This is a genomic window from Mesorhizobium sp. M1A.F.Ca.IN.020.03.2.1 (genome assembly GCF_004023205.1).
Taxonomy (GTDB): Bacteria; Pseudomonadota; Alphaproteobacteria; order Rhizobiales; family Rhizobiaceae; genus Mesorhizobium.
In genome coordinates this window covers 1-26,712 of the sequence record NZ_RZSV01000036.1, presented here as the reverse complement: position 1 = coordinate 26,712, position 26,712 = coordinate 1, and the positions used below count along the sequence as shown (strand labels likewise).

The 26,712-nt window shown below is 64.4% G+C and carries 24 protein-coding genes and 2 pseudogenes; 14 read left to right on the top strand and 12 right to left on the bottom strand.

The features are described from left to right. Positions 1–30: 30 nt before the first annotated feature. Entirely contained in the window at positions 31–393 is a 363-nt protein-coding gene (locus tag EOA79_RS08625) for an RcnB family protein (protein WP_066994606.1), read from the bottom strand. Between the two features lie 362 nt (positions 394–755). Here EOA79_RS08625 and EOA79_RS08620 point away from each other — a divergent pair, with 362 nt between their 5' ends. Together EOA79_RS08620 and EOA79_RS08615 are read left to right on the top strand one after the other, a co-directional pair. Further along, complete coding sequence (locus tag EOA79_RS08620; RefSeq protein ID WP_095801609.1) at positions 756–2,420, top strand: Na/Pi cotransporter family protein; 1,665 nt, start codon at positions 756–758, stop codon at positions 2,418–2,420. A 236-nt stretch (positions 2,421–2,656) separates the two neighbouring features. Next, positions 2,657–3,838, top strand: coding sequence for an MFS transporter (locus EOA79_RS08615; RefSeq protein WP_127335060.1), 1,182 nt, complete (start codon positions 2,657–2,659; stop codon positions 3,836–3,838). A gap of 26 nt (positions 3,839–3,864) precedes the next feature. On the opposite strand, the gene EOA79_RS08610 is transcribed toward EOA79_RS08615, so the two are convergent. Beyond that, positions 3,865–5,241: a PLP-dependent aminotransferase family protein gene (locus EOA79_RS08610; RefSeq protein ID WP_164748219.1), complete on the bottom strand. Its 1,377-nt coding sequence runs from the start codon at positions 5,239–5,241 to the stop codon at positions 3,865–3,867. Positions 5,242–5,352: 111 nt separating this feature from the next. On the opposite strand from EOA79_RS08610, the gene EOA79_RS08605 reads away from it, so the two are divergent. Continuing rightward, on the top strand, positions 5,353–5,736 hold the full coding sequence (locus EOA79_RS08605) for a DUF983 domain-containing protein (protein ID WP_164746753.1): 384 nt from the start codon (positions 5,353–5,355) through the stop codon (positions 5,734–5,736). A gap of 27 nt (positions 5,737–5,763) precedes the next feature. On the opposite strand, the gene EOA79_RS08600 is transcribed toward EOA79_RS08605, so the two are convergent. Next, on the bottom strand, positions 5,764–6,321 hold the full coding sequence (locus EOA79_RS08600) for a GNAT family N-acetyltransferase (RefSeq protein WP_095823217.1): 558 nt from the start codon (positions 6,319–6,321) through the stop codon (positions 5,764–5,766). Positions 6,322–6,372: 51 nt separating this feature from the next. Beyond that, a complete protein-coding gene (locus EOA79_RS08595) occupies positions 6,373–7,083 on the bottom strand; it encodes a DNA helicase (RefSeq protein ID WP_095823218.1) in 711 nt (236 codons plus the stop codon). A 293-nt stretch (positions 7,084–7,376) separates the two neighbouring features. On the opposite strand from EOA79_RS08595, the pseudogene EOA79_RS08590 reads away from it, so the two are divergent. Continuing rightward, positions 7,377–8,365, top strand: a pseudogene (locus EOA79_RS08590) (hypothetical protein). Positions 8,366–8,374: 9 nt separating this feature from the next. Here the strand turns inward: EOA79_RS08590 and EOA79_RS08585 are convergent. Next, positions 8,375–8,824: a GatB/YqeY domain-containing protein gene (locus EOA79_RS08585; RefSeq protein ID WP_067326768.1), complete on the bottom strand. Its 450-nt coding sequence runs from the start codon at positions 8,822–8,824 to the stop codon at positions 8,375–8,377. A gap of 269 nt (positions 8,825–9,093) precedes the next feature. On the opposite strand from EOA79_RS08585, the gene carA reads away from it, so the two are divergent. After that, a complete protein-coding gene (carA, locus tag EOA79_RS08580; protein ID WP_127335061.1) occupies positions 9,094–10,296 on the top strand; it encodes a glutamine-hydrolyzing carbamoyl-phosphate synthase small subunit in 1,203 nt (400 codons plus the stop codon). Positions 10,297–10,485: 189 nt separating this feature from the next. Here the strand turns inward: carA and EOA79_RS08575 are convergent, their stop codons facing one another. The 3 genes from EOA79_RS08575 to mntR all read right to left on the bottom strand — a co-directional run bounded on the left by EOA79_RS08575 (position 10,486) and on the right by mntR (position 13,631). After that, positions 10,486–11,754 (bottom strand): TCR/Tet family MFS transporter, encoded by a 1,269-nt coding sequence (locus EOA79_RS08575; protein WP_127335062.1) that lies wholly within the window; start codon positions 11,752–11,754, stop codon positions 10,486–10,488. Between the two features lie 144 nt (positions 11,755–11,898). Continuing rightward, a complete protein-coding gene (locus tag EOA79_RS08570; RefSeq protein WP_095801617.1) occupies positions 11,899–12,813 on the bottom strand; it encodes a neutral zinc metallopeptidase in 915 nt (304 codons plus the stop codon). Between the two features lie 365 nt (positions 12,814–13,178). Continuing rightward, a complete protein-coding gene (gene mntR, locus EOA79_RS08565; RefSeq protein WP_066994948.1) occupies positions 13,179–13,631 on the bottom strand; it encodes a manganese-binding transcriptional regulator MntR in 453 nt (150 codons plus the stop codon). Between the two features lie 228 nt (positions 13,632–13,859). On the opposite strand from mntR, the gene EOA79_RS08560 reads away from it, so the two are divergent. The 3 genes from EOA79_RS08560 (at position 13,860) to EOA79_RS08550 (ending at position 16,845) form a co-directional block, all read left to right on the top strand. After that, entirely contained in the window at positions 13,860–15,209 is a 1,350-nt protein-coding gene (locus tag EOA79_RS08560) for an Nramp family divalent metal transporter (RefSeq protein WP_095823220.1), read from the top strand. Between the two features lie 45 nt (positions 15,210–15,254). After that, complete coding sequence (locus EOA79_RS08555) at positions 15,255–16,097, top strand: protein-L-isoaspartate O-methyltransferase (protein ID WP_128292966.1); 843 nt, start codon at positions 15,255–15,257, stop codon at positions 16,095–16,097. Between the two features lie 97 nt (positions 16,098–16,194). Then, positions 16,195–16,845, top strand: a complete 651-nt coding sequence (locus EOA79_RS08550) for a dihydrofolate reductase family protein (protein ID WP_095823222.1) — start codon at positions 16,195–16,197, stop codon at positions 16,843–16,845. A gap of 49 nt (positions 16,846–16,894) precedes the next feature. Here the strand turns inward: EOA79_RS08550 and EOA79_RS08545 are convergent, their stop codons facing one another. Beyond that, a complete protein-coding gene (locus EOA79_RS08545; RefSeq protein WP_095801621.1) occupies positions 16,895–17,761 on the bottom strand; it encodes a LysR substrate-binding domain-containing protein in 867 nt (288 codons plus the stop codon). Between the two features lie 100 nt (positions 17,762–17,861). Between EOA79_RS08545 and EOA79_RS08540 the strand changes: the two genes are divergently transcribed. Then, on the top strand, positions 17,862–18,461 hold the full coding sequence (locus EOA79_RS08540) for a LysE family translocator (protein WP_066994945.1): 600 nt from the start codon (positions 17,862–17,864) through the stop codon (positions 18,459–18,461). A gap of 27 nt (positions 18,462–18,488) precedes the next feature. Here the strand turns inward: EOA79_RS08540 and EOA79_RS08535 are convergent, their stop codons facing one another. Then, entirely contained in the window at positions 18,489–19,667 is a 1,179-nt protein-coding gene (locus tag EOA79_RS08535) for an MFS transporter (protein ID WP_095823223.1), read from the bottom strand. Positions 19,668–19,860: 193 nt separating this feature from the next. On the opposite strand from EOA79_RS08535, the gene EOA79_RS08530 reads away from it, so the two are divergent. From EOA79_RS08530 to EOA79_RS08510, 5 genes are all read left to right on the top strand, one after another. After that, positions 19,861–20,217 (top strand): helix-turn-helix transcriptional regulator, encoded by a 357-nt coding sequence (locus EOA79_RS08530; RefSeq protein WP_067326737.1) that lies wholly within the window; start codon positions 19,861–19,863, stop codon positions 20,215–20,217. Between the two features lie 138 nt (positions 20,218–20,355). Next, positions 20,356–20,499: a hypothetical protein gene (locus tag EOA79_RS33475; protein WP_245322257.1), complete on the top strand. Its 144-nt coding sequence runs from the start codon at positions 20,356–20,358 to the stop codon at positions 20,497–20,499. A gap of 131 nt (positions 20,500–20,630) precedes the next feature. Next, positions 20,631–21,404 carry an SH3 domain-containing protein gene (locus tag EOA79_RS08520; protein WP_348631098.1) on the top strand — a complete coding sequence of 258 codons (774 nt, stop codon included), beginning with the start codon at positions 20,631–20,633 and terminating at the stop codon, positions 21,402–21,404. Between the two features lie 377 nt (positions 21,405–21,781). Next, entirely contained in the window at positions 21,782–25,273 is a 3,492-nt protein-coding gene (gene carB / locus EOA79_RS08515) for a carbamoyl-phosphate synthase large subunit (RefSeq protein ID WP_095801623.1), read from the top strand. Between the two features lie 407 nt (positions 25,274–25,680). Further along, the gene (locus EOA79_RS08510; protein ID WP_164748347.1) at positions 25,681–26,022 is read left to right on the top strand and encodes a hypothetical protein; all 342 of its coding nucleotides are present in this window, start codon (positions 25,681–25,683) and stop codon (positions 26,020–26,022) included. Between the two features lie 28 nt (positions 26,023–26,050). Here EOA79_RS08510 and EOA79_RS08505 read toward each other — a convergent pair whose 3' ends face one another. Further along, complete coding sequence (locus tag EOA79_RS08505; RefSeq protein ID WP_095823224.1) at positions 26,051–26,518, bottom strand: hypothetical protein; 468 nt, start codon at positions 26,516–26,518, stop codon at positions 26,051–26,053. Then, positions 26,519–26,712, bottom strand: a pseudogene (locus tag EOA79_RS08500) (hypothetical protein); the annotation flags it as partial. It lies immediately after the preceding gene.

The window sequence follows — 26,712 nt, the reverse complement described above, 5'->3', positions numbered from 1 at the left end:
CGCCTTCCCGTCTTTCGGACCATTCCCCGCTCAGTGCGCGGCGATCGCGCCGAAGATGATACCGGAGACGATGCTGACCAAAAGGTAGTCGTTGCCGACGCGAATCCACTCCTGGCCGGGGCCGGGACGGCGCAGCCCATAACGGTGCCAGTCGCGAACCGCCTGATGGCGCTTCCAGCTGGAATACTTCTGCCCATTGCGCCAATGGCTGCGCTTCACCACGACCTTCTTCTTCACGACGCGCTTCTCGACATGCCGGCCCGGCTTCTGCCAGTCGACCTGTGTGTAGGTCGATTGCGTCTCGCTCGGCTGAACGAGCGGCGCCGCCTGGCCCGAAAAGGCCGAAGCGGTCAGCATCGCGGCGGTCACGGTGGAAAGTATGAGACGCTTCATGGTCAGTGCTCCTTGGTTGTCGATAGGCAAGGAGATATTCCGGCTGGCATGAACCGAAACTGAACACCTTGGTTACAATTCCGTAATGATTTCCGTTGGTTACGCAAGCAGGTTCACCAATTTACAGAAACCGGTTCAAGCCCAGGCTTCGCGTCGACGCGACATTTGCCGCCTGTCCGACCGCGATCTGCAACCAAAGCACCTTCTATCCATTTCCGACACACGCCGTCGTGTGCCGAATGTCGGCCGAATCGGGTAAAATTTATTATCCGGCTAATGTAAACTGCTTTAGTCTCGACCTTCGAAATGCTTGCGATTCGCACCTTTTTCCGCTTCCTGGCCGCCTCGTTGCGAGGCTCGGCATGAGCGGATCCGTTGTCCTTCTGCACCTTGCCGGCGCAGTGGCGCTGATGCTGTTCGCCACCCGCATGGTAAAAACCGGTGTCGAGCGCGCCTATGGCGATGTGCTGCGTCACAGGCTGCGCGCCACCATGCGCAAGCCGCTGATGGCGGTGCTGGCCGGCTGTGGCCTCGCGATCGCGCTGCAGAGTTCCACCGCCGTCACGCTGCTGGTCGGCTCCTTCGCCGGCGCCGGCATCGTGTCGGGCGCCGCCGGGCAGCTTGCCGTGCGCGGCGCCGAGATCGGCTCGGCCTTGGTCGCGAAGCTTCTTACCTTTGATCTGTCGCTCGTGGTGCCGTTGTGCCTGGTCGCAGGAACCATCATGTTCATGGCCACCGAGCGCCGCGATTGGCGTCAGACCGGCCGCATCCTTGTCGGCATCGGCCTTCTGATCCTTTCGCTGGAGATGATCGGCCAAGCTTCCGAGCCGTTGCGCGACAGCCAGCTCATGCCGGTCATCATCGACTACTTCTCCGGCGATGCGATCAGCTCCTACCTGCTGGCGGCACTGATCACCTGGCTGTTCCAGTCGAGCATCGCGGCGGTCCTGCTCATGGCCACGCTAGCCGGCCGGGGTTTGATCACTCCGGAGCTCGGCGTCGTCCTGATCCTGGGCGTCAATCTCGGTTCCTCGATCATCGCGCCGATGCTCACCCGCTCGGCAGCGGCGGAAGTCCGCATCGTGCCGATCGGCAATCTTCTGATGCGCGGGCTTGGCTCGCTCGTGATGCTGATCCTGTTCATGATTTTCAGGCCGCACTTCTCCTTCCTCGGCACGACGGCCTCCGGCCAGATCGTCAACGCCCACATCCTGTTCAACGTGATCATCCTGCTTGCCGGGCTGCCACTCGCCGGCCTCGTCTATCGCGCTTCGGAGAAGATAGTGGCGCTCGGTACTAAGCCCGAACCGGCGGCAGCGCTCGACGTGGTCGAATTGTCCGCGCTGAACGAGAGCGCGCTCGACACGCCAAGCCAGGCCTTGGCCAACGCCACGCGCGAGGTGGTCCGGGTCTGCGAGACGGTCGAGATCATGCTGAAGCGGATCATCGAGCTCTATGAGAGCGCCGACGCCGGCAAGATCAAGGCGCTGGCCGCGCTCGACGACCGGGTCGACCAGAAGCACGCCGCGATCAAGCTCTATCTGGCCAAGGTCACCAAGAACCCCCTGAGCGAGGACGAGGCGCTGCGCTGCCAGGAACTGATCGGCGCCTGCGTTAAGCTGGAGCAGGTCGGCGACATCATCGTGCGCAACATGCTTGTGCATGTCAGGAAGAAGCTGGAGCGCGGGCTGGAATTCACGCCCGAGGGCTGGCGCGAGCTTTGCGCTTTCCATGCCTCGGTTCTGGCCAATGCGCGGCTTGCCTTCAACGTGCTGGTCTCGCGCGACCCGGAAACCGCCCGCCAGTTGGTGCTCGAGAAGGACCTGCTGCGCGAGCGCGAGAAAGAGACCAGCGCCAGCCACTTCGTGCGGCTGCGCGACGGGACCGCGAAAAGCGTCGAGACCAGTTCGATCCATCTCGACACCATCCGCGACCTCAAGCAGATCAATTCGCTGCTCGCCTCCATGGCCTACCCGGTGCTGGAGGAGCGCGGGCTGCTCGGCGGCTCGCGGCTGAAGGCGAGCTAGCATCGACCGACCGGCCCGCACACAATTAGCCTTCGTTCAATCCTCGCATCCGTCGGCTAGGTGACGGTGAGATTGATGACGGCTCCGACTGAGCGCCCGTACGGCACGAAGAGGGCCAGTCGAGACCACTGCCCAACCCGGTCAAGAAAACCTAAAGCGGCATCGACAATTTCTGCATTGCCCGTAGCGTCCATCCATGGTTTGAGGCCAGCTCATTCGGGATCGCTGTCCGCGCCATGCTGCCCCTCATTGCCCTGTTCATTGCCGCCTTCGCTTTCGGCACGACTGAATTCGTCATCGCCGGCGTGCTGCCGGAGGTAGCGCAGGGTCTGGGTGTTTCCGTGCCCACCGCCGGCTATCTCGTCTCCGGCTATGCCTGCGGCATCGCCATTGGCGGTCCGCTCCTGGCGCTCGCAACCAGCAGGGTCTCGCGAAAGTCGCTGCTCATCGCCCTGACCATTGCCTTCACTCTTGGCCAGGCCACATGCGCGCTGGCGCCCGATTTCACCTCGATGCTTCTCCTGCGCATTGCCACTGCAGTGGCGCATGGCTGCTATTTCGGCGTCGCCATGGTGGTCGCGGTCGGCCTGGTGCGCGAGGACCAGCGCGGCCGGGCGGTCGCGGTCATCCTCTCTGGATTGACCGTCTCCAACGTTATCGGCGTTCCGGCCGGCACCGCGATCGGCGGTCTCTGGGGCTGGCGGGCGACCTTCTGGGTGATGTGCGCGCTGGGCGTCATCGCGATCGTTGCCATGCTTGCGCTGCTGCCCCGCACGGCAGGCGCCGCCAACCGGCCCGCCGGCCTCGCGCGCGAGGTGCGCGTGTTGGGGCGCCAGCAGGTCTGGACCTCGCTCATCCTGATGCTGATGTTGATGATCGGCCAGTTCGGCCTCTTCACCTACATCACGCCGACGCTGCTCGAAGTCACCGGCCTCCACGAAAGCCTGATCCCGTTTGTGCTGCTGCTCAACGGCGTCGGCGCGACGATCGGCGTTCTCTTGGGCGGCAAGCTTGCCGACTGGAAGCTGATGCCGTCGTTGATCGCCATGCTTTTCCTGCAGGCGGTAATGCTTGGCGTCATCTATGCGGTCAGTCCCTACCCGGTGCCGATGATCGTCGCGATCGTCATATGGGGCGGCCTCAACTTCGCCATCGGCGCGCCGATCCAGACCCGGATCCTGGCCTGGACGGCAGACGCCTCGAACCTTGCCTCGTCGCTGATTCCCTCGGGCTTCAATGTCGGCATCGCGCTCGCTGCCTCGCTGGGCGCTGCGATGCTCAATGCCGGTCTTGGCTATCGCAGCCTGCCGGTCGCCGGCGCGCTTGCCATGCTGGTGGCCCTGGCGGTCGCGCTTGCCTCGCAGGCTTGGGAATGGCGCAGCCGGGCGACGCCGCCGTTGCCGGCTGCGGCGGAATAGAGCCTTTGGCGTGCCGCTCTGCCGGCTCAGACCTGAGGACGCAAGGAGCCAGAGCCGCCCGACAGGATCGACATCAAACCGTGAAGCCCCTCCTCCAGCCTTTCGCGGCTGGATGCGGCACCCAACGCCAGCCGCAAGCCATCAGCGGCACTGGGCACGACGGAGAACTCTTCCGCCGGGCTGAGGGCCAATCCGCGACGGCGTGCGATCTCGGCGATATCCGATGAACGCAATCGCGCATCCAGCGGATACCAAAGATGCAGGCTTGATTCCGTCGAGGCGAAACCGGCCGGCAGGATCTTGCGCGCGATCGTCTGCCTGGCCTCTGCTTCGGCACGCACCGCGGCGGTGATCTCGCCGGCGAGGCCGCTTCGCACCCACTCGCAGGCGAGCCCCGTCATCAGCGGCGGCGCCATCATGGTGGTGCCCCGGATTGTCGCCGCGATCCGCTCGACGGATTTCGCGTCAGGCGCCGCCAGGAACGCCGTGCGCAGAAATGGCGAGATGCATTTCGCCAACGTAGCCAGGTGGAATGTCCGGTCCGGCGCCAGGCTGAGGAAGGCTGGCGGTGAAGCGGTCTGCAGGGGACTGTAGGGATCGTCCTCGACGATCACCAGGCCAAGCCTGCCCGCCATCCGAGCCAGATCCCGGCGCCGGCCCTCCGGCATGGTGAGCGTGGTCGGATTGTGAAGTGTCGGGTTGAGATAGAGGACGCGGGCGCCATATCGTCGCGCCGCTTCCTCCAGATGGTCGGGGCGCATGCCGTCATCGTCGCGTCCCGCCCCAGCCAGCTTCCGCCCCGTGGCCTGCGCCAGCGCGATCAGGCCGGGATAGGTCAGCGTATCGGTGAGGATCGTATCGCCCTCACGGGTTTGCGACAGAAGGACGGCGGCGAGCAGCGCCTGCGCCCCCGAACCAAGAGCCACGCGCTCGACAGGCAACCTGCCGCCGGCTGCGGCAAGCCAATACGAGCCGGCGGCGCGTTCCGCGGGAGAACCCGGGCCGGGATGGTAGGAAAGCAGTGCTTCGGCGCTGAAACGTTTGAGCAGTCCCTCGATGCCGCTCCGGATCAATGCCGGCAGGCTCAGGCCCGAAGGCGCCGGCGGAATGTTCATGCTCAGATCGAGGATCGGCTCTTCCGGCTCGCCGGGCGTGATGAAGGTGCCGCGACCGGCCGTTGCATCGATCAGGTTCCTGCGGCGGGCTTCGGTGAACGCCCGGGTGACCGTGGTCAGATCCACGCCAAGGAAGCGGGCAAGCTCTCGCTGCGGCGGCAGCCTGTCCCCCGGTTGCAGCCGCCCGATCGAGCGGGCAGCCGCAAGCGCCTCGACGATCTTGAGATAGAGCGGCCGTGAGTCTTCCGCCAAGGGAGAAAGCCAGCTGAGGTCCCCTTCACTGTTCATGCCACCGGCATCCATACATTTTGTCGCATTGTATGCATACAATAATCATATTAGTATGTATGCGTGACCTCAAGGCCGATCGAATGCATGCGAGGTCCTGGAGTGATGACCATGCACGACGCGCACTATCCCCACCTCGAACCCTGGCGGGTCGGCATCCGCGGGCGATGCCCGCGTTGCGGAGAGGGCCGGCTGTTCGACGGATTTCTGAAGCTGGCGCCGAAATGCGAAGTGTGCGGGCTCGACTATTCTTTTGCCGATCCGGCCGACGGACCCGCCTTCTTCGTCATCTGCTTTGCCTGCGTGCCCTCCGTCCTGTTCGCCGTCTGGGCGCAGGTGACGTTCGAGCCATCCATGTGGTTCCACGCCTTCGTTTCGGTGCCGATCATCCTTGCGACCTGCATTCCGCCGCTCAGGCCGCTGAAAGGCTGGCTTGTCGCGAGCCAGTTCTACTACAAGGCCGCAGAAGGAAGACTGGCCAGGCCCGGCGAATAAAGTTCTCAAGTTCGCTTGCCTTGAGACCTAAAGGTCGATCCGGTACTTGAGGCTCTCCGCGCCACCATAGGCGGCGACTTTGGCGAACCGCCCGACGAGAATGCCGCCATTGGCGAGCACCACCTTCTGGGATGCAAGATTGTCGAGATCGGTGGTGATCTCGACATAGTCGAGACCGACCGCCCTTGCCTCGTGAAGCATCAGCCGCAGCGCTTCGGTGGCATAGCCGCGCCCCTTCTTCCATGGCATCACGGCATAGCCGATGTGGCCGAGCACGTGCGGCGGCAGCGCCGACGTGCCCTTCTGCCAGCGAAGCCCGATCGAGCCGGCGGCCTCGCCGTCCCAGATCCAGCGCCGGAAGCCCGGCAGGCGTGGCACCATTGTGCCGTCCGGCAGCGCGATCGGCGGCCCCTTGGCGTCGGGATCGTCAAGGCCGGCAAGGAATGCCGCCGGATCCTGTTCGATCGCCTCAAGCTGCTCGCGCGTAGCCTCCAGCAGCCGCACATTGTCCGGCGACCAGCCGCGCTCCAGCGCCGCCTTGTAGGATGGCAGATGCTCGAGCGCCGGTTTGACGATTTCGACCATGAAGCCGTGTCCTTTGCGAGATCGGAGGCATAGCCCCGGTCAGGATCGCCCTCAAGCTGACTGAAAGCGGATTTCGCCCTTGTTGAGGAAGCACATCTTGTCGAAGAGCGATAAATCGAGTGGGTTCGGCAGCCGGACATCGTCAAGGTCGGGAAACGGCTTCCTGGACGCATCGTATGACCGGTCGACCTGGGAGATGAAGACCAGCACCAGCCCGCGTTCCCGGGCAAACGATCTCAAGGCGCGTATCTGGACCATGAGCTCGGGATCCTCGCGCTTCTGGTCGAGCAGTTGCAGATAGTCGATCACCGCCAGCGTGCCGCGCGGCGCCGACCCCAACGCCTCGATGATGTAGGTGGCGCTGATGGCGTCGGAATTGTCGAACTCGAACAGATGGTCGAAAACGGCAGGGTCGACGCCGATGTCGCGGAACCGGTCGAGGATGTCGGCATGCATGTATTCCAGGGTGAAGAATACGGCGCGACTGCCCTGCTTCATGGCCGCCACGGCGAGTTCGAGGCTCATCAGCGTCTTGCCCTGACCCGGCCGGGCCGCCACGAGGACCATGTCGCCGGGTATCAGTTGCGCCAGCAGCCTCCCGGCGGGTGCGGCCTCGGCGGCTTTCGCCGCAAGCAGGCTCCAGCTGCCAAAGCCTTCCTTGAAGGCCATGCGGTCAAGCGCCTCATGAAGGGGAACATCTTCCTTGCGCGACAGCAACCTCGCCTGGCGCTTCAGATGATAGACGGGTGCGGAAAGCCGCATCGAAAAACCTCCTATTGCGAGCAGTCTTCGCAATCCCTCCTTATGCCGATGCTCGAACAGTCGGTTTAGCGATCGAATGCCCTGCATGAACGATGCTTTCCCAACGGAGGGAGGAGGGCGTGGGCGCGCCGGAATCAGATAGTAGCCAACTTCTTGCCTGTCGAAAATCGCAGATGCGCCAGCTTCGGCAGAGCGCACTAGACAAGAAGTGTTTCGCCCATCGGCGCTATGCTCTTATGATTGGCGCAGGTGATTCACCACAAGCGATACCAGTTCGAGGGGGGATTAATCCGGTGCGGTTGATATCTGTTCCGCTTGGTGCCGCCGTCCTCTTCGTCCTCGCCGCTCTGACGGCATCGGTCGGCTCGTTCGCGGCGTTGCGCCCATCGAACATTCCGGACTGGCTGCAGCGCCATGTCGGCGACAACGAAGGTCAGATCTCGCAGGTCGTGCTGGAGCGGGCGCGCGCCCTCCACCAGAAGAAGGTCAGTGAAGGTTCGGTCAGCAACCCCTGCTACTTCGCCATGGATGCGACGCGGCCGGCGACCTGGGCAACAGTGTGCTTGGCCAACGCTACTATATCATCTGCGAGGCCAAGCAGCTCTTTCGAGCGGTTTCTTCGGGCCATGGCGGCGGCCGCAATCTCAAAGGCGTTGCCGATTTCTCCAATGGCAGGCGTTGCGCGAAAAACTTCGGCAACGCGATGGATTCGGAGCTGACGGCAGGCGGAGCCTACATGACCGCCGAGACCAAGACGTCCTTCAAGGGCTATTATCGCGTCGGTGCGCAGAACGCGGTGTTCATGCGTACCTTCATCCAGTTCGATGGCGAAGGCGAAGCGGCGAACGCCAGGCAGCGCGTGATCGGCGGCCATCCGGCAGCCTTGCTCAGGGGCATGTGCCTGCGGAAAGATCCGAACAGCTCCTACGCCGACCATGACGGCTTCGTCCCGTTCGGCAAGCTGGTGAATTATGCCGGCGGCCGCAGCAATGGCTGCACCAGCTGGTCGCCGGCCGATGCCGAGCAGATCATCCCGTTGGTGAAGAACAACCCGACGACGCTCTATATCTATCCTGAATCGCGCGACATCGCCGCTGTGGCGCGCGCAAAGGCCGCCGGCCAAGCGCTGTCGGCTGCGGGCGTCTATTGGAACGCATCCTGCCTGAAGGAAATCGGCTCTCCGAAGTTCTGGCCGAAGAAGACCCTCGAGCCGATCATCGCGCAGTACAAGAAGGACCATCCGGCGCCGCCGCCGCAGCCGGTGCCGATCTGCAAGAACTGAGCCGGTCTTCTACTGGAGCAGCCCCTTGATGATGGCGCTCGCCTTGGCGAAATCCATCTGGCCGGCATATTTCTGCTTCAGGGCGCCGATCACCTTGCCCATGTCCTTCTGGCTGGCGGCACCCGTCGCCGCGATCGCCTCGCGCGCCGCCGCCGTGATCGCCACATCGTCGAGCTGTGCCGGCAGGAACTCGCGGATGATCTCCATCTCGCCGCGCTCCTGCGCCGCCAGTTCCGGCCGCCTGCCGTCCTCGAAGGCTTTGGCCGATTCCTCGCGCTGCTTCACCATCTTGGAGAGGATCTGCAGGATCTCTTCCTCGCTCGCCGCCGGCTTGCCCGCGCCGCGATTGGCGATGTCGCGGTCGTGGATGGCGGCCTGGATCAGCCTGAGCGTCGGCAGCCGATGCTTGTCCTGTGCCTTCATCGCGCTCTTCATGGATTCGGCGATTTTCTCGCGCATGATGCTTCTCCTTCGATCGCGGCGGACAATAGCTTCGCCGGACGCTCAAGGCAAATCCAGGCAAACCGTTGATTTTGCTCGGCGAAATAAATCCATTCCGCTCGGAGGAAGCGTCATTGACCGCTTTGCCGCCATCCCCTATGTACTGAGCCTCGCATGAACTGAAACTTTGGTTGCGCGCAGGCTCGCGAATTCGCCGCCGCGCGTCGTTTGCTGCGCGGGTCGTCCCTCCAACGGGATGATCCGGAACAGCCTCTAGGAGTGCCGCCATGGCCACGACCGCCCCCTGGGCCACCGAAAAGCCGACCGCCCTTCTCGTGCTCGCCGACGGCACGGTGATCGAAGGCCGCGGCCTCGGCGCCACCGGATCGGCGGTCGCCGAAGTCTGCTTCAACACCGCCCTGACCGGCTACGAAGAGATCCTTACCGACCCCTCCTATGCCGGCCAGATCGTCACCTTCACCTTCCCGCATATCGGCAATGTCGGCACCAACAGCGAGGATATCGAGGATTTGCATCCAGCTGCCCGCGCGGGTGCCGTCGGCGCGATCTTCAAGGCCAATGTCACCGACCCCTCCAACTACCGGGCGGCCGGGCATCTCGACCAATGGTTGAAGAGGCGCGGCATCATCGCGCTCTCGGGGATCGACACTCGCGCTCTCACCGTGCTGATCCGCGAGAAAGGCATGCCCAACGCCGTGATCGCCCATGCACCGGATGGCGTTTTCGACCTCGACGACCTGAAGCCGCGCGCCGCCGCCTGGTCGGGCCTTATCGGGCTGGACCTCGCCAAGGAGGTCACCTCGGGCCAATCCTCGGTCTGGCGCGAGACGCCCTGGGCCTGGAACAAAGGCTTCGGCGAGCAGGACGAGTCGTCGCTGCATGTCGTGGCCATCGATTATGGCGTCAAGCGAAACATACTGCGCCTGCTTGCGGGCCTCGGCGCCAAGGTCACCGTCGTGCCGGCAAAAACCGGCGCGGAAGAGATCCTGGCCATGCAGCCGGACGGCATCTTCCTGTCCAACGGTCCCGGCGACCCGGAAGCGACGGGCAAATATGCCGTGCCGGTCATCCAGGACCTGCTGAAAAGCGATCTCCCGGTGTTCGGCATCTGCCTCGGCCACCAGATGCTGGCGCTGGCGCTCGGCGGCAAGACCGAGAAGATGCATCAGGGCCATCACGGCGCCAACCATCCGGTGAAGGACCACACAACCGGCAAGGTCGAGATCGTCTCGATGAACCATGGCTTCGCCGTCGACGCCGACTCGCTGCCCGAAGGCGTCGAGGAAACCCACGTCTCGCTGTTCGACGGCTCGAATTGCGGCATCGCGCTGACCGGCCGGCCGGTGTTCTCGGTCCAGCACCATCCCGAGGCCTCGCCCGGGCCGCAGGATTCGCACTATCTCTTCCGCCGCTTCGTCAATCTCATTCGCGAGCGGCGCGGCGCGCCGGCCCTGGCCGAGGGCGCCTAGCTCAAAGCGCAACCCACTCCAAGGCGTATTGAGATTCGGGCCAGGCCGGGCCGGAGTCGAAGACGGGCGCGAAGCGACCAAACTGGCCGGGTTCAGAGAACCGGAGCGGATCGTATTTTTTGGTCGTGCGCACTGGAAGCGCAGGAAACAGTCATTTACAGGCCGGCACCACCTGAATATCAACACGCCTTAAGCCGCGTCGGTCACCGCTTCCTGCGCGTGCATGCGCTCGACCTCCTTCGGTGTCGGCTTGGCGACCTTCGTCACGAAGACGATCACCGCCAATGTCAGGAAAACCGCGCCGAGCACATAGGGCGCGCCGCCGAACTCAACCGGCGCGCTTGGGCCGGTGAACCAGGAAAAGATCGCCGTATAAAGCAGCGGCGTGATGATCGAGGTGATCCAGAAGATCGAGGTCATCGCGCCCTGCAATTCGCCTTGCGCCGAAGGCGGCACCTTGGCGGCCGCAAGGCTCCTCAATGGCGGGTCGGCGAGCGCTTCCAGGCAGCCGGCGACGATCACCGCGTAGATCATCCAGCCCTGCGTCGCAAACGCGTAGCCAAAGGCGCTGAGCGCGGTGAAGGTCAGGCCGATCGCCGCGGTCCTCCACTCGCCGAGCTTCGGGATGACACGCGGCAGCACCGTCGCCATGACGATCGCGCCGCATAGACCGAAGGCGCCGAGCGAGAAGCCGATCTGCTGCTCATTCCAGCCATAACGGTAGCTTGAAACGAAGGACCAGACCGCCGGATACATCATGTGGCCGAGCGTCATCAGCAAGAAGACCAGCCCGATCCAGCCTATGCCGGGATAGTTGCGCATCTGGATCAGCGTGCCAACCGGATTGGCACGTTTCCATTCGAAGCGGCGACGATGCTGCTCGTCCAGCGTCTCCGGCAGCAAGAACATCGCGATGAGGAAGTTCACGAAGGCGAGCCCGGCTGCGAAATAGAACGGCACGCGCGGCCCGAATGTGCCGAGCAGTCCGCCGAGCACCGGACCGATGACGAAGCCGACGCCGAAGGCAATGCCGAGCAGGCCGAAATTCTTGGCCCTGTTCTCGTCGTTCGAGATGTCGGCGATGAAGGCCGACGTCGTCGAATAGCTGGCGCCCGAAATGCCGGCGAGCACGCGTCCGATGAACAGCATCGGATAGGACCAGGCGATGGCGCAGATCAGATTATCGATGGAGAAGGTGAGCACCGAGGCAAGCAGGATCGGCCGCCGCCCGAAACGGTCGCTTAAGCCGCCGATGACAGGCGCGAAGAAGAACTGCATCGCCGCATAGACGAAGAACAGCCAGCCGCCCTCGATAGCCGCCTCGCTTACGCCGGCGCCGGTCAGCTCCTGCAGATAGGCCGGCAGCACCGGCATGATGATGCCGAAGCCGATGACGTCGAGCAGCAGCGTCGTGAAAACGAGCGCAAGGCCCCGCTTGGCGGTCTTGGGGTCGATCATGGTGACAAGCTCCTCGGCCGCCTTGGACGGGAGGCTCTTATAGGCGAGCCAGCCGGCCGGAACAATAAGCGAACGACCGCAACTGCCTCATCCTGACATCAGTTCCCGGCAGCCCGCCGCGGTGCCGCAGCCCTGCGTCGCTGTTCAGACCGGATTGTTGAATGTATCGCAGTCCGAAAGCTTGCCGCTCTTGTAGCCGCGCGCCAGCCAGGTCTGCCGCTGCGCCGACGTGCCGTGGTTGAAGCTTTCCGGAACCACATAGCCCTGCATTTTTTTCTGCAGCGTGTCGTCGCCGATCTGCTTGGCGGCATTCAGCGCGCTTTCCATGTCGCCCTGCTCCAGAATGCCCTTCTGCGCAGTATAGTGCGCCCAGACACCGGCGAAGCAGTCGGCCTGAAGCTCGACCCGGACCGACATCTGATTGGCCTCGGCCTCGCCCATGCCCTGCCGCATCTGGTTGAATTTCGACATGATGCCGGTGAGGTTCTGCACGTGATGGCCGACCTCATGCGCGATCACGTAGGCGCGGGCGAATTCACCCGAGGCGCCGAACTGCTGGTCGAGCTGCTGGAAGAAGGTCATGTCGAGATAGACCTTGTGATCGCCCGGGCAATAGAACGGTCCCGCCGCCGAAGAGGCAAAGCCGCAAGCCGACCGGATCTGGCTGCTGAACAGCACCAGCTTTGGGTCCTCGTAGGTAAGGCCATTGGCCTTGAAGATACCGCTCCATGTGTCCTCGGTCTCGGCGAGCACGGTCGCCACGAACTGTTTCATCTCGTCCGAGGCGGGCGCGCCGCTGTCCGGCGAACTGCTGTCTTCGGTAATCTGGCCGCCGCCGCCCGGCACGAGGCCACCACCTTCACCCAGGATCTGCGATGGATCGAAGCCGAAATACCATCCGGCGAGAACCACCAGAATGACGAAGATGATGCTGCCGCCGCCGCCCGCTCGCCCCCCGATCGGAACGCGGAACTGCCGCGGACTGTCACCGCCGAACCCGCCGCTGTCGCTGCGCTCGTCCTCGATATTGTCGCTCTGACGGCGGCCTCTCCAAAGCATGGCAACTTCCTCGCAATGCAGATGTTCTGGAAGGTCCGGCCTATGACCGCCCCCTTCAGACAATTATCGCAACGGTCACGCCGAGTCACAGCATTTTTGCTGACCAAAAGACCGCGCGTCCGGCTCCAGATGGGATGAAATCAGAGCTTTTGCTTCGAGCCGGTTTCGGCCTCGGTCTTGCGCTCGTCACGAGCCGCCGCGTGTCTCAACCCTTTGGCCGCTGGCTTGCCCTTCGTGGTCGGTGCCTGTTCAACGCCCGTCGCTTCCTCCGTTCCACGCGATCATCGCGCAACGTCAGGAGCAACGTGCGTACCGTTCGGCGGTTCCAGCGACTCGTCGGTCCAGAAGTTTAACGCTGGCGGGGCTCAGCGTGTCGTCATCGCCCTGCGAAATGCATCCAGCGTCTCGGCGCTGACATGGTGCTCGATGCCCTCGGCATCGATCCGTGCCGTCTCGGCGCTGACACCGAGCGAGCGCAGGAAGGCTTCGACAGTCTCGTGACGGATGCGGCTCTCCTGCGCCACCTTGCGACCGGCGTCCGTGAGAAACACCCCGCGATAGGGTTTCCTGGACACCAGCCCGTCGGCGCAGAGCCTTGTCAGCATTTTTGCCACGGTGGGTTGCGCGACGCCAAGCCTGGCCGCGATATCGACCTGACGGGCCTCGTTTCCGTCCTCGATCAGATCGGCGATCAGCTCGACATAGTCCTCGACAAGCGCGCTGCGACGCGCTTCGCGGGTCTGACGGAACCCTTCCGAATGGATTTCGGCATCAGGAAGCGGCTTTTCGCGTCGAACTGGTCTGTTCCTCAGCGCCAATACGCGCTCCTTCATGGCTGAATCGGCTCCGCACTCATAGCACGGACCGTGGTGCCCTGGCCGTTTATTTGCATTCCCGGGTCGGCGCAACCCGGCGTTTGCTGCTGCACGCGGCGCCCTATCGGCGTGCATCACAAGAGCTTGAACAATGAAGTATAGCCTGTTGCATAATGTTCAGCCTTAGCATACATAGTGGCGATCCTCGATACCCTTCCAGCGGACCCCCCGATGTCAGAAGCAGTGTCCCGTCCCTCGTGGCAATTTGCCCGCTCCGATGAGACTGAGCAGCCCAGTCTGCGCGAGGTCAATGCCTCGATCAGGGTGCCCGACACCGGTCTCTGGTTCCGCCGCCTGTTCGCCTTCATGGGTCCCGGCTATATGGTCTCGGTCGGCTATATGGACCCGGGCAACTGGGCGACAGACCTCGCCGGCGGCGCCCAGTTCGGCTACACGCTGCTTTTCATCATCATGCTGTCGAACCTGATGGCGATCCTGTTGCAGGCACTGGCCGCCCGCCTCGGCATCGCCACCGGCCGCGACCTCGCGCAGGCCTGTCGCGCCTATTATCCGCGTCCGGCAAATTTCCTGCTCTGGATCGCCTGCGAACTGGCGATCATCGCCTGCGACCTCGCCGAGGTGATCGGCACGGCGATTGCGCTGCAGCTCCTGTTCGGCATCCCGCTGATCGGCGGCGCCGTCCTCACCGCGCTGGACGCCTTCCTTGTGCTGCTGCTCATGAACAGGGGCTTCCGTTATCTCGAGGCGTTCGTCGTCGCGCTCCTGATCATCATCTTTGGCTGCTTCGCCATCCAGATCTTCGTCGCCGCCCCGCCCGCAGGCACAATCCTGCATTCGATGTTTGTGCCGTCGTCCCAGATCGTCACCAACCCGACGATGCTCTACATCGCCATCGGCATCATCGGCGCCACCGTGATGCCGCACAATCTCTACCTGCACTCCTCGATCGTGCAGACCCGCGCCTATGAGCGCACCGATGCCGGCAAGCGCGACGCCATCAAATGGGCGACCACGGACTCGACCATCGCGCTGATCCTGGCGCTGTTTGTCAACGCGTCCATCCTGATCGTCGCGGCAGTGGCCTTCCACGGCACCGGGCACCAGGATGTCGCCGAGATCGGTCAGGCTTTCGAATTGCTGTCGCCGCTGTTGGGCTTGAGCATTGCCTCGATCCTGTTCGCGGTCGCGCTGCTCGCCTCCGGGCTCAACTCGACGGTCACCGCCACGCTTGCCGGCCAGATCGTGATGGAAGGCTTCCTGCGTCTGCGCATTCCGCAATGGGCGCGCCGCCTGCTGACGCGCGGCCTTGCCATCGTCCCCGTCGTGATCGTCACCGCGCTCTACGGCGAAAAGGGCACGGCCCAGCTCCTGGTCTTCAGCCAGGTCATCCTGTCGATGCAGTTGCCCTTCGCCGTTGTGCCGCTGGTGCAGTTCGTCTCGGATAAGAAGAAGATGGGCAGTTTCGTCATCTCGCGCGGCGTCGCCGCACTCGCCTGGGTAGTCGCGGCGATCATCCTGGTGCTCAACTTCAAGCTGCTCTTCGACACTTTTGCCGGCTGAGTTCGAGCCGCGACATCCCGGCCGGCCGCGCTATCTTCTGAAAGCATGACCGTTTCGGACGACGCCCGAAAATTCTACGCCAAACTGATGGCCGCGCATGCGCGCTCCGCCGATCCCCGCATCGAGGAGGCGTTCGCCTCCGTGCCGCGCGAGGCCTTTCTCGGCCCTGGACCTTGGACAGTCTTTGCCGGCGACGGAGCGTTCAAAACCCCGACTGCGGATCCAAGCTACATCTACCAGAACGTGCTGGTGGTGCTCGATGCCGACAAGGGCATCAACAACGGCGAACCGATTCTGCACGCCATGTGGATCGGCAAGGTCGAACCGAAACCCGGCGAAGCCGTCACCCATATCGGCGCCGGTACGGGCTACTATACCGCGCTGCTGGCAAGGCTGGTCGAGCCCGGCGGCAGCGTCACCGCCTTCGAGATCGAAGCGGATCTCGCCGCGCAAGCCAAGGTGAACCTCGCGGCCTATGGCAATGTCGAGGTCGTTGCCGGCGACGCTGTCGCCGGCCCGCTGCCGCCCTCCGACATCATCTATGTCAATGCTGCCGTCATTGCCCCGCCCCCTGCGTGGCTGAGGGCGCTCAGGCCCGGCGGCCGGCTGATCTTCCCCTGGCGGCCGGCGCAGCGTATCGGCCTCGCCGTGCTGGTCACCCGCATGCAGGCGGGGTTCGCCTGCCGGCCCTTCATGGGTTCCTGGTTCATCCCTTGCGTCGTCGCCTCCCTCGCCGGCCCGGACGCAAAAGTGCCAACCCGCGAACGCGCCAGCCGCACGCGCTCGATCTGGCTGACCGAAGACAAGGCGCCCGATCGAACCGCCACCGCCGTGTTCGGCGATGTCTGGTTTTCGTCCCGCGCCATGCGCGCCGACAGCGAACGATAGAAATCTGCGGGAGTCTGTGTCGGAACGCAGGCTCGTCGCCCGTCCTTAGGCCGAAATCCGGCCGCGACGGCACGGATCACGAAAAGGGAGAAGACAGATGCGCAAGATCATCGCCGCCACATTCGTCAGCCTCGACGGGATCATGCAGGCGCCGGGCGGCCCGGAAGAAGACCCGGTCGGCGGCTTTCAATTCGGCGGCTGGACCTTCCATTACTTTGACGAGGTGGCGGGCGAGGCAATGGACGAATTGTTCTCCAAGCCCTTCGCCCTGCTGCTCGGTCGCAGAACCTATGACATCTTCGCCGCGTACTGGCCGTATCAGAAAGATCCGATCGCAGATGCCTTCAACCCGGCGACCAAATATGTCGCGACGCATCGGCCGGATAGCCTGACCTGGCAGAGCACGCAGCCGCTTGGACCAGATGTCGTTGCCAGGCTCAGACAGCTCAAGCAGGAAGACGGACCCGATCTGCTCATCCAGGGTTCGGGCAATCTGATCCAGACCCTGCTCGCCAATGGGCTGATCGACGAGATCCGGTTGATGATCTTCCCGCTGTTGCTGGGCAAGGGCAAGCGCCTGTTCGGCGATGACGCGATGCCCGCCGCCTTCAAGCTCATCAAGTCGCAAACCACCAGCACGGGTGTCATCATGGCGACCTATGAACGTGGCGGCGACGTCAAGACCGGATCTTTTGCGACAGAGCAGCCTTCGGAAGCCGAGCTCGAACGGCGCAAGAACTGGAAGTAGCGCCAAGTTCCTCGCCCCCAAAGCGGGGGCGGGGAACGAAAGGTGTCGCTCACGCTGCCCGGCGATGCCGCACCAGACCCTCGCGGATATGAGTGGCGAATGCCTCTGCCGTCCGCGTCACTGCATGCTTCGGCAGGTGCAGGTTGACGGAAAAATTCGGCAGCGCCGGTAAGTCGGCGTCGGACAGGATGTCGAGGTCGGCCGGAACCGTCGAGGCGAGCCAGGTGGTCACCGCAAGGTCCGACCGTACCGTTGCCATCGTTGCGTCGATGTTGCCGTTCTCGAACACGGTGCGCCAATCGAGCCCGTGCGTGCCGAGCGCCGCCAGCACCGCGGGACGGAAGGCGCAGCTATCCGCGACCATGGAGACCGGCAAAGGCCGCTTCAGGCGCGCCGAACCGCCTCTGGCACCGACCCAGACCAGCCGGTCGACCACCAGGCACTCGCCGGCCGTCGGACCGGCCCGCTCCTCGATGACGGCAAGGTCGATCGTCCCTGCCGCCAGCGCCGCCGCGAGTTCCGGCGAAGAGGCGCAGACCAGCGAAATGTCCACCTGCGGATAGGCTTCAGCGTAGGTTTTCAAAACAGGTTGCAGCAATGTGCCGACAAGATCGTAGGGCACGCCGATCCGCACCCCGCCGGCGACCGCCTTGCCGCTTATCTCCGCCAGGATCTCGTCATTGAGCCGCAAGAGACGCCGGCCCTTGTCGAGCAGCCGTTCGCCCGAACGCGTCAGTCTCAAGCCGCGGCGGTCGCGCTCGAACAACGTCCGGCCAAGGATCTCCTCCAGCCGCTTGATCTGCTGGCTGACGGCGCCCTGGGTCAGATTGAGGGCGTTGGCCGCGGCCGTCATGCTGGCTTTGTCGGCCGTCGTCACGAAGGTGCGGACAAGTGTGGTGTCGAGATCGCGGAACATCGCTGCATTATAATCACTAATGCAGACTATATCAAACATTGCATTTACTGATAGCGCCCAGCGCCTAACATGCAGGCTCCTTCCACCGTGGAGGCTTTGGATGTCCGAAACCATCATCCCCCTTGTCCTGTTCGCGTTGATCTCGACCTCGACGCCCGGCATCGCCACGACGCTGTCGACGGCATCCGGGGCGCAGTTCGGCTTTCGCCGATCGGTGCCGCTGATGGCCGGCAGCGCCGCGGGACTGGCGTCGGTAGCGGCGGCGGGTGCTGCCGGCCTGGCCGGGCTGATCGCCGCCGTCCCCTCGCTCCAGCTTGCGATGAAGATCGCCGGCTCGCTCTATCTGATCTGGCTGGCGATCAGGATCGGCCGCAGCGGCCCGCCCAAGCTCGACGTGAGCATGGCTAGGCCGAACAGCTTCTTCGGCGGCGCCGGGATTCAGTGGATGAATCCCAAGGGTTGGGCAATGGGCCTGGGTGCGGCCGCTTCCTTCGCGGCGCTTGCCGACGGCCCCTTGCAGTTGGCATTGCTGCTCGGCGCCGTGTTCGGCCTTGCCGCGGCCGTCTCGCTGTCGCTCTGGTGCGTAGCCGGCACGCTGCTGGCACGTTTGCTCCGAACCGAGCGGCAATGGCGCGCGCTCAACATCGTGCTTGGCCTGCTTCTGGCCGCCTCCATCCTGCAGATGTGGCGGCCAGCCTGAGGCGGGCAAGTCTTCAGTTCGCGAACTCTATTCCGCCGGCATGGCGATCGGGCGAGTGAGTGCGCGACCCGCGAGCACCACACCCAGCCCGACGATCGGGAATACCGCCGCGACCAGACCGAGATCGGCCGGCGCGCCGAAGCGCAGCACCGCACCGCCGACCACCGCGCCAAGGGCGACGCCGAAATAGAGCGCCGAGGCGTTGAGCGAGAGCACGATCGGGGCGGCATCGGGCGCTATTTTGATGATCCGGCTCGCCTGCGCCGGCGGGAAGGCCCAGCCGACGATGCCCCACGGCACCATCATGCCCATCAGCGCCGGCCCGGCGATCGAATGCGGCAGGAAGGTCGAGATCAGCGACAAGGTGACGAGCATCGCCGCGCTCAGCCCCAGCGACCAGCAAACCGTGCGCGCCGCGCCGAAACGGTCGGCCGCCTGGCCGCCGGCGATGTTGCCGATAACGGCGCCAACGCCGAATGCGAGCAGCATGCCGGGAAGCGCCAGCGGGCTGAGCCCGCCGCCCTCGATCGCCAGAGGCGCGATGAAGGCAAAGACGGTGAAGGCGCCGACCAGCGCCAGCACGGTCGTGACCAGGATCGGCAAAACGCCGGGACGGACCGCCGCCGCCAGCCGCGCCTTGAGCGGCAGCCTGGTGCCGACAATACCGCGCGGCAGCCGCCACCACAGGATCGCGCCGGCAAGCGCGCCGAGGCCGGCAATGGCGAAGAAGGTGCCGCGCCAGCCGGCAATCGCCGCCACCAGCGCGCCGAGCGGCGCGCCGACCGCGACCGCCACCGTGGTGCCGCCGACCACGACCGCGATGGCGCGGGCCCTGTGATGGTCGTCGACCAGCGCCACGGCCGTGCCTTGCGCGGTTGCCGCGAACAGGCCGGACGACAGCGCCATGACGATGCGTGCGATGAGCAGCAATTCGAAGGACGAGCTTAGCGCCGCGACGATATTGCCGATTACGAAGAACACCAGCGTCCACAGGATGACGCGCCGCCGGTCCCACTCGCCGGTCAGCGTCGCCAGGATCGGCGCGCCGATCGCATAGGCGAGCGCGAAGGCGGTGATCAGCGAGCCGGCGAGCGGAACGGAGATGCCGGCATCCGCGGCGATATCGGGAAGAAGGCTGGAGATGACGAAGCCTTCGGTCGAGATCGCAAACGATCCGAGCGCAAGCCAGAAGATCCGCTTGTCCATGGGATATGTCCTTTGTTCAAAAGTTATTGAACAATTGGACATGAAGGGGCATGATGTCAACGGAACTTGGGCAAATTAGCGGAACCCTGCTGACAGCTCTGTGTCAGGACGGCGTAGAAACCGGGAAGCTGCGCAACCAAGCAAGAAGCGGAGACGCGTTGAAGTTGGTGCCGTTTGCGCTTAATTCTCAACCATGACCTTGCCTCATCCGACCGCCGATCAGATCAGCCTGCCGATCGTGCTTGCCGTGCTCGGCGACCCGACCCGGCTGGCAATCGTGCGCTTTCTCGCCAGCAAGGAAGGCGTGCCGATGAACTGCGGCAAGTTCCTCGACCTCGCCTCCAAGACCAATCTCAGCTACCACCTCGCCAAGCTGCGCGAGGCTGGCGTGACGCGCACCGAAGCGGTCGGCACCAGCCGGCTGATCACCCTGCGCCGCGACGACCTCGACAGGCGCTTCCCCGGCCTGCTCGACAGCGTGATCGCGGCCGCCGGCGAGGACAAGGCGCTTCCAGCGGTCGGCACCGCCGATGCGGAGATCGACGCCTGATGCGCATTGCCGTTCTGGCCGATATCCATGGCCACGTGCTGGCCCTCCAGCCTGCCGGATCGCGTTGTGCGGCAATAGCCATCGCAGCGAGCTCATCCGCATTCCCGCCGGCGCATGTCTCTGAGCAGGACAGCCGGCATGCGCGCTACGGCATCGTCGGGATGGATGCCTCCCGGCCGCTCCGAGGCGATCGCCATCGCCTACGACCATGAAGCTGCCGCAAAGCAGGCCGAACAAGCGGACGACTGGAATGGGCGCACGCGCCGCGGACCGGATTTATAAAGATTGAGCGAAGCTCATATCCATGATTGAGCGAAGCTCATAATCTGATTGAGCGGAAACGCCAGGATTGCAGTGCATTAAGGATGAAGCGTAAAGTCACGCTCCGATCGACATTGCTGATCGCCGCTCCTTTGCTGCTGGCCGCCGTGCCGGCTTTGGCCCAGGACGCGCCAGCCACGATCATTTCAATCATCGGCGGCCTTGCGCCGGACGATCTCCTCAACATCCGCGCCACCGCTTCACCAGATGGAAAGGTCGCGGCGCGCCTGCCCAACGGCGCAGCCGTGAAGAATTACGGCTGCAAGACCGTCAATAACTATCCCTGGTGCAAGGTCGAGGACACGCAGGACGCGCATATCGTCGGATGGGCGCCGGCCCGCTATCTCAGCCCCAACAACCCGGCCCCGGCGCCCGAGGATGCAGCCGTGCCGGCAACTGACGCCGGCCCGCCACAGGAAGCGAACGCGCCCGAGCCCTCTGAAGAACCGCAGCCGGACATCGCCGCGCGCCTGGGTCGCAGCGAGCCGGCCGATCCGCCATCCGCGGCCGATATCAGCGCCGTCGCCATGCAGGATGCCTACGCCCTCGCCTTCGCCGCCTCGGCGATCACGGAGTCCGACACCCCTGCCCCAGACGCCGCCGACGGCATCCCCTGCGCGCGCCGGATCGGCCAGCCGATGACCCGCTGCCTGATCAGCGTCGCACATGAGGCCGGCGACAGCGTCGTGACCGTGACCTGGCCGGACGGCGGCACGCGCATCATCCACTTCCATGACGGCAAGCCGGCCGGCTCGGACTCTTCCGACGAATTCCGCTTCACCCGCGAAGGCAGCCTGAACATGATCCGCATCGGCGTTTCGGAGCGCTTTGAGATCACGGATCAGCTGGCCCTGGGGAAGCGATAGGCTGAAGACGCCGGCGGGACAGCGCCCCCCTCTGTCCTGCCGGACATCTCCCCACTTGGGCCCACTTGGGGGGGAGATCGGCTGTTTTGGCGCCTCGCTTTTTCTTCACCGTCGAAAATTGGCGAAAGCAGTCGTGACGTCCAATCTCCCCCCTCGTGGGGGAGATGCCCGGCAGGGCAGAGGGGGGCGCGAAGGAATGAGACGCCTGGTTTGTTCCGTCACGCCAACCCGCAAACCCTCATTTTCGGGGTTACATCCGCCAAAACTCTTCCCTATAAGGCCCTCCTAGCCTGATACCAGAATCGCAAGCACAACCGGCCGGGTCCTCCCCGCCCGGTTTTTCGTGCAAGCCGCTCGCCGAACGGAATCCATAGACCATGCCAAGACGCACCGACATCAAGTCGATCCTGATCATCGGGGCCGGCCCCATCGTCATCGGCCAGGCATGCGAGTTCGACTATTCCGGCACCCAGGCCTGCAAGGCGCTGAAGGAAGAGGGTTTCCGCGTCATCCTGGTCAACTCCAACCCGGCCACGATCATGACCGATCCGGAGCTGGCAGACGCCACCTATATCGAACCGATCACGCCGGAAGTGGTGGCGAAGATCATCGCCAAGGAGCGCCCCGACGCGCTGCTGCCCACCATGGGCGGCCAGACGGCGCTCAACACCGCGCTGTCGCTGCGCCGCATGGGCGTGCTCGACCGCTACAATGTCGAGATGATCGGCGCCGATGCGCATGCCATCGACAAGGCCGAGGACCGCGCGCTGTTCCGCCAGGCGATGAGCAAGATCGGGCTGGAGACGCCGCGCTCGATGCTGGCCAACGCCACAGAAGTCAAGGACGCCGACCGCAAGATCCACGAGGCCGAGCGCGCCGCGCTCAAAGCCGAGAACCCCGAAAACCTCGATGCCGCGCTCGATGCTTTGGAGACGCGCTGGAATCTCGGCGAAGGCGACCGCAAGCAGCGCTATATCAGCCACGCCATGGCGATCGCGGCGCAAGCGCTCGACCATGTCGGCCTGCCGGCGATTATCCGCCCCTCCTTCACCATGGGCGGCACCGGCGGCGGCATCGCCTACAACCGCGCCGAATTCTACGACATCGTTCAGTCCGGCCTCGACGCCTCGCCCACCACGGAGGTGCTGATCGAGGAGAGCGTGCTCGGCTGGAAGGAGTATGAGATGGAAGTGGTCCGCGACAAGGCGGACAACTGCATCATCATCTGCTCGATCGAGAACCTCGACCCGATGGGCGTGCACACCGGCGATTCCATCACCGTCGCGCCGGCCCTGACCCTGACCGACAAAGAGTATCAGATGATGCGCAACGCCTCGATCGCGGTGCTGCGCGAGATCGGCGTCGAGACGGGCGGCTCCAACGTCCAGTTCGCCGTCAATCCGGCCGACGGCCGCCTCGTAGTCATCGAGATGAACCCGCGCGTCTCGCGCTCGTCCGCGCTCGCCTCGAAGGCGACCGGCTTCCCGATTGCCAAGGTCGCGGCAAAGCTTGCCGTCGGCTACACGCTGGACGAGCTGGAGAACGACATCACCGGCGGCGCGACGCCGGCCTCGTTCGAGCCCTCGATCGACTATGTGGTGACCAAGATCCCGCGCTTCGCCTTCGAGAAATTCCCGGGCGCCGAGCCGGTGCTGACCACCGCCATGAAGTCGGTGGGCGAGGTGATGGCCATCGGCCGCAGCTTCCAGGAATCGCTGCAGAAGGCGCTGCGCGGACTGGAAACCGGCCTCACCGGCCTCGACGAGATCGAGATCCCCGGCCTTGGCTCGGCAGACCACGTCGACGACCGCAACGCCATCCGCGCCGCGCTCGGCACGCCGACCCCCGATCGGCTGCGCATGGTGGCGCAGGCGATCCGCATGGGCACCTCGCTCGAAGACGTGCACGCCATGTGCAAGATCGACCCGTGGTTCCTCGAGCAGATCGCCGGCATCATCGCCATGGAAGAGCGCATCCGCGAGCACGGCCTGCCGCAGGACGCGGCGAACCTGCGCATGCTGAAGGCGATGGGCTTTTCCGACGCACGCCTGGCGTCGCTGACCAGGACCGACGCGGAAGTGATTCAAAAGACCAGGCAAAAACTCGGCGTTCACCCGGTCTATAAGCGCATCGACACCTGCGCCGCCGAGTTCGCCTCGCCGACCGCCTATATGTATTCGACCTATGAGACGCCCTTCGCCGGCGAGCTCGCCAACGAGGCGCGCGTCTCGTCGCGCAAGAAGGTCGTCATCCTCGGCGGCGGCCCGAACCGCATCGGCCAGGGCATCGAGTTCGACTATTGCTGCTGCCATGCCGCCTTTGCGCTGCGCGACGCCGGCTTCGAGGCGATCATGGTCAACTGCAACCCGGAGACCGTGTCGACCGACTACGACACGTCCGACCGGCTCTATTTCGATCCGCTGACGCCGGAGGACGTGCTGGAGATCCTGCGCGCCGAGCAGGCCTCCGGGGAACTGGTCGGCGTCATCGTCCAATTCGGCGGCCAGACACCGCTGAAGCTGGCCGACGCGCTGGAGAAGGCCGGCATCCCGATCCTCGGCACTTCGCCCGACATGATCGATCTTGCCGAAGACCGCGACCGCTTTCAGAAGCTGTTGCACAAGCTCGGGCTCACCCAGCCGAAGAACGGCATTGCCTATTCGGTCGAGCAGGCGCGCCTCGTCGCTGCCGAGCTCGGCTTTCCGCTGGTGGTGCGCCCGTCCTATGTGCTCGGCGGCCGCGCCATGCAGATCATCTACAACGAAGGCATGCTGCAGACCTATCTGCTCGACACCGTGCCCGGCCTGGTGCCGGAGGACATCAAGCAGAAATACCCGGCCGACAAGACCGGCCAGATCAACACGCTGCTCGGCAAGAACCCGCTTTTGTTCGACACTTATCTCACCGGCGCCACCGAGGTCGATGTCGACTGCCTCTGCGACGGCAAGGAGACCTTCGTCTCCGGCATCCTGGAGCACATCGAGGAGGCCGGCATCCATTCGGGCGACAGCGCCTGCTCGCTGCCGGTATATTCGCTGCAGCCGGAGCTCGTCGACGAGCTGGAACGCCAGACCGCCGCACTTGCCCGGGCGCTCAATGTCGGCGGCCTGATGAACGTGCAATACGCCATCAAGGACGGCACGGTCTATGTGCTTGAGGTGAATCCCCGCGCCTCGCGCACCGTGCCCTTCGTCGCCAAGACCATCGGCCGTCCCATTGCGAAAATCGCCGCCCGCATCATGGCCGGCGAGACGCTGGAAAACGCCTTCGCGCATTACGGCGCCATGCCTGACGCGCGCAATCCCGGCCATATCGCGGTCAAGGAAGCCGTCTTCCCCTTCGCCCGCTTCCCCGGCGTCGACATATTGCTCGGGCCGGAAATGCGCTCGACCGGCGAGGTGATGGGCCTCGACCGCGACTTTGCGCTGGCCTTCGCCAAGAGCCAGCTAGGGGCGGGTGTTGATCTCCCCCGCGCGGGCACGCTGTTCGTCTCGGTGCGCGACGAAGACAAGAAGGGGATTCTGCCCGCCGTAAAACGCCTCGCCGAGCAGGGCTTCAAGGTGCTTGCCACTTCCGGCACCGCCCGCTTCCTCGCCGAGAACGGCGTGACGGCGGAAAAGATCAACAAGGTACTCGAAGGCCGCCCCCACATCGAGGACGCCATCCGCAATCGCCAGGTCCAGATCGTCTTCAACACCACCGACGGCCAGAAAGCCGTGTCGGACTCGAAGTCGCTCCGCCGCGCGACGCTGATGCAGAAGGTGCCGTATTACACCACGCTGTCGGGTGCTGCGGCCGTGGCCGAAGCAATCGCGGCGCTGCGGGCGGGAAACCTCGAGGTTCGGCCGTTGCAGGAGTATTTTGGGTAAGGGCAACTTTGGCAGGGTAAGGAACATCACCAATTTAAAGGCATAATGTTTAGGTAATTTGCTTTCACAGAGGCGCAGTTTAGTTCGCGGCTGCCGCATCCACAGAGCCAGCTTGCGGGAATTCGCCAAGATATTGGAGCGATGCTGCCAATCCCCCCGATGTCCGGCAGGACAGAGGGGGGATTGGCAGCTTCGCCGCCTCGCCGATCCTGCACCGTTGGCGATTGGCGAAAGCCGCGACGACGGCTGATCTCCCCACTTGGGGGGGAGATGTCCGGCAGGACAGAGGGGGGCGCCGTAGAGCGCGACTTCGTGCCCGTTCATCTCAGCGCATTTTGGTACCGGCACCGATTAGCAACTCCGGAACCCCGCTTCCCCGCATTCTGCCCGTAGGCTAAAAATCTGCGATGAATGACATGTCCGCAGACGAAATCGACCTGCGCTGCCCTGAGATCGTTGCCGAAAACGCCAAGGGGCTGCGCCTGCGCAAGCAGTTCGGCCGCGGCGGCACCGAGATCGGCGTCGCGAGGGCGACGGAGCTGAAGAACCGCAAGAACCTTTCACCCTCGACCATCGGCCGCATGGTCAACTATTTCGCCCGCCACGAGGTCGACAAGCGCGGCAAGAACTACGGCAACGAGGAAAATCCCTCTGCCGGCTACATCGCCTGGCTGCTGTGGGGCGGCGACGAAGGCCGCGCGTGGGCGCTGGAGATGAAGAAGAAGGTCGGCAGCGCGCCGGACATCTGAGCAGCAAGCGGCTCTTCATGGAATTGCTTCACAAAAACCCTATGAATCGCCCGGCGAAAAGCACGCAGGTCCACAGACCGAGCGAAATCACGGCCAGGACGGCCGCGATGCCCCCGGCCGACTCGGCCACCCCGCTCGTGCGGGTCAAGCGCGTGAAGGCGAGGAAATTGGCCCCCGCTAGCAGGATCAGCGTTATCTTGGCAAGGAAGATCGGCATCGCCGCATAGGTGCCCGCCTTTACCGAAAACAGCAGCGCCCCGGTGATGATCGCGCCGCCAAACGCCCCAAGGGCTACGCGGCGCAGCAGCGCGACGAACGGCGCGTGGGGCAGCGAGCGGAAGGCGCCAAGGACGCTGAAATCCATGAGGCCGACGCTGGTGAGCAGCGCGCCGACCGCCATGATGTGCAGCGCGTTGACGATCGGATAAGCGACGAAGGAGGCTTTCAGCCCCCGCACCAAGGCAAGCTGCTCGATGCCGGCCAGAAACTCCGCCATCTAGGCAGGCGGCAGGCGGTCGGGATAGACGTCGTAGCGCTTGCCGCCGACGATGATGCGCACCGCCTTCATGCGCTTTTCCGCCTCCTCGCGCGAGCGATGGCCGATCGCGGTCACCGCGTCGCCGACCTTGGCGACCTCCTCGGTGAAGCCGGCGGCGATGGTGCGGGCCGGCGGCGCCATCTCCACCCGCC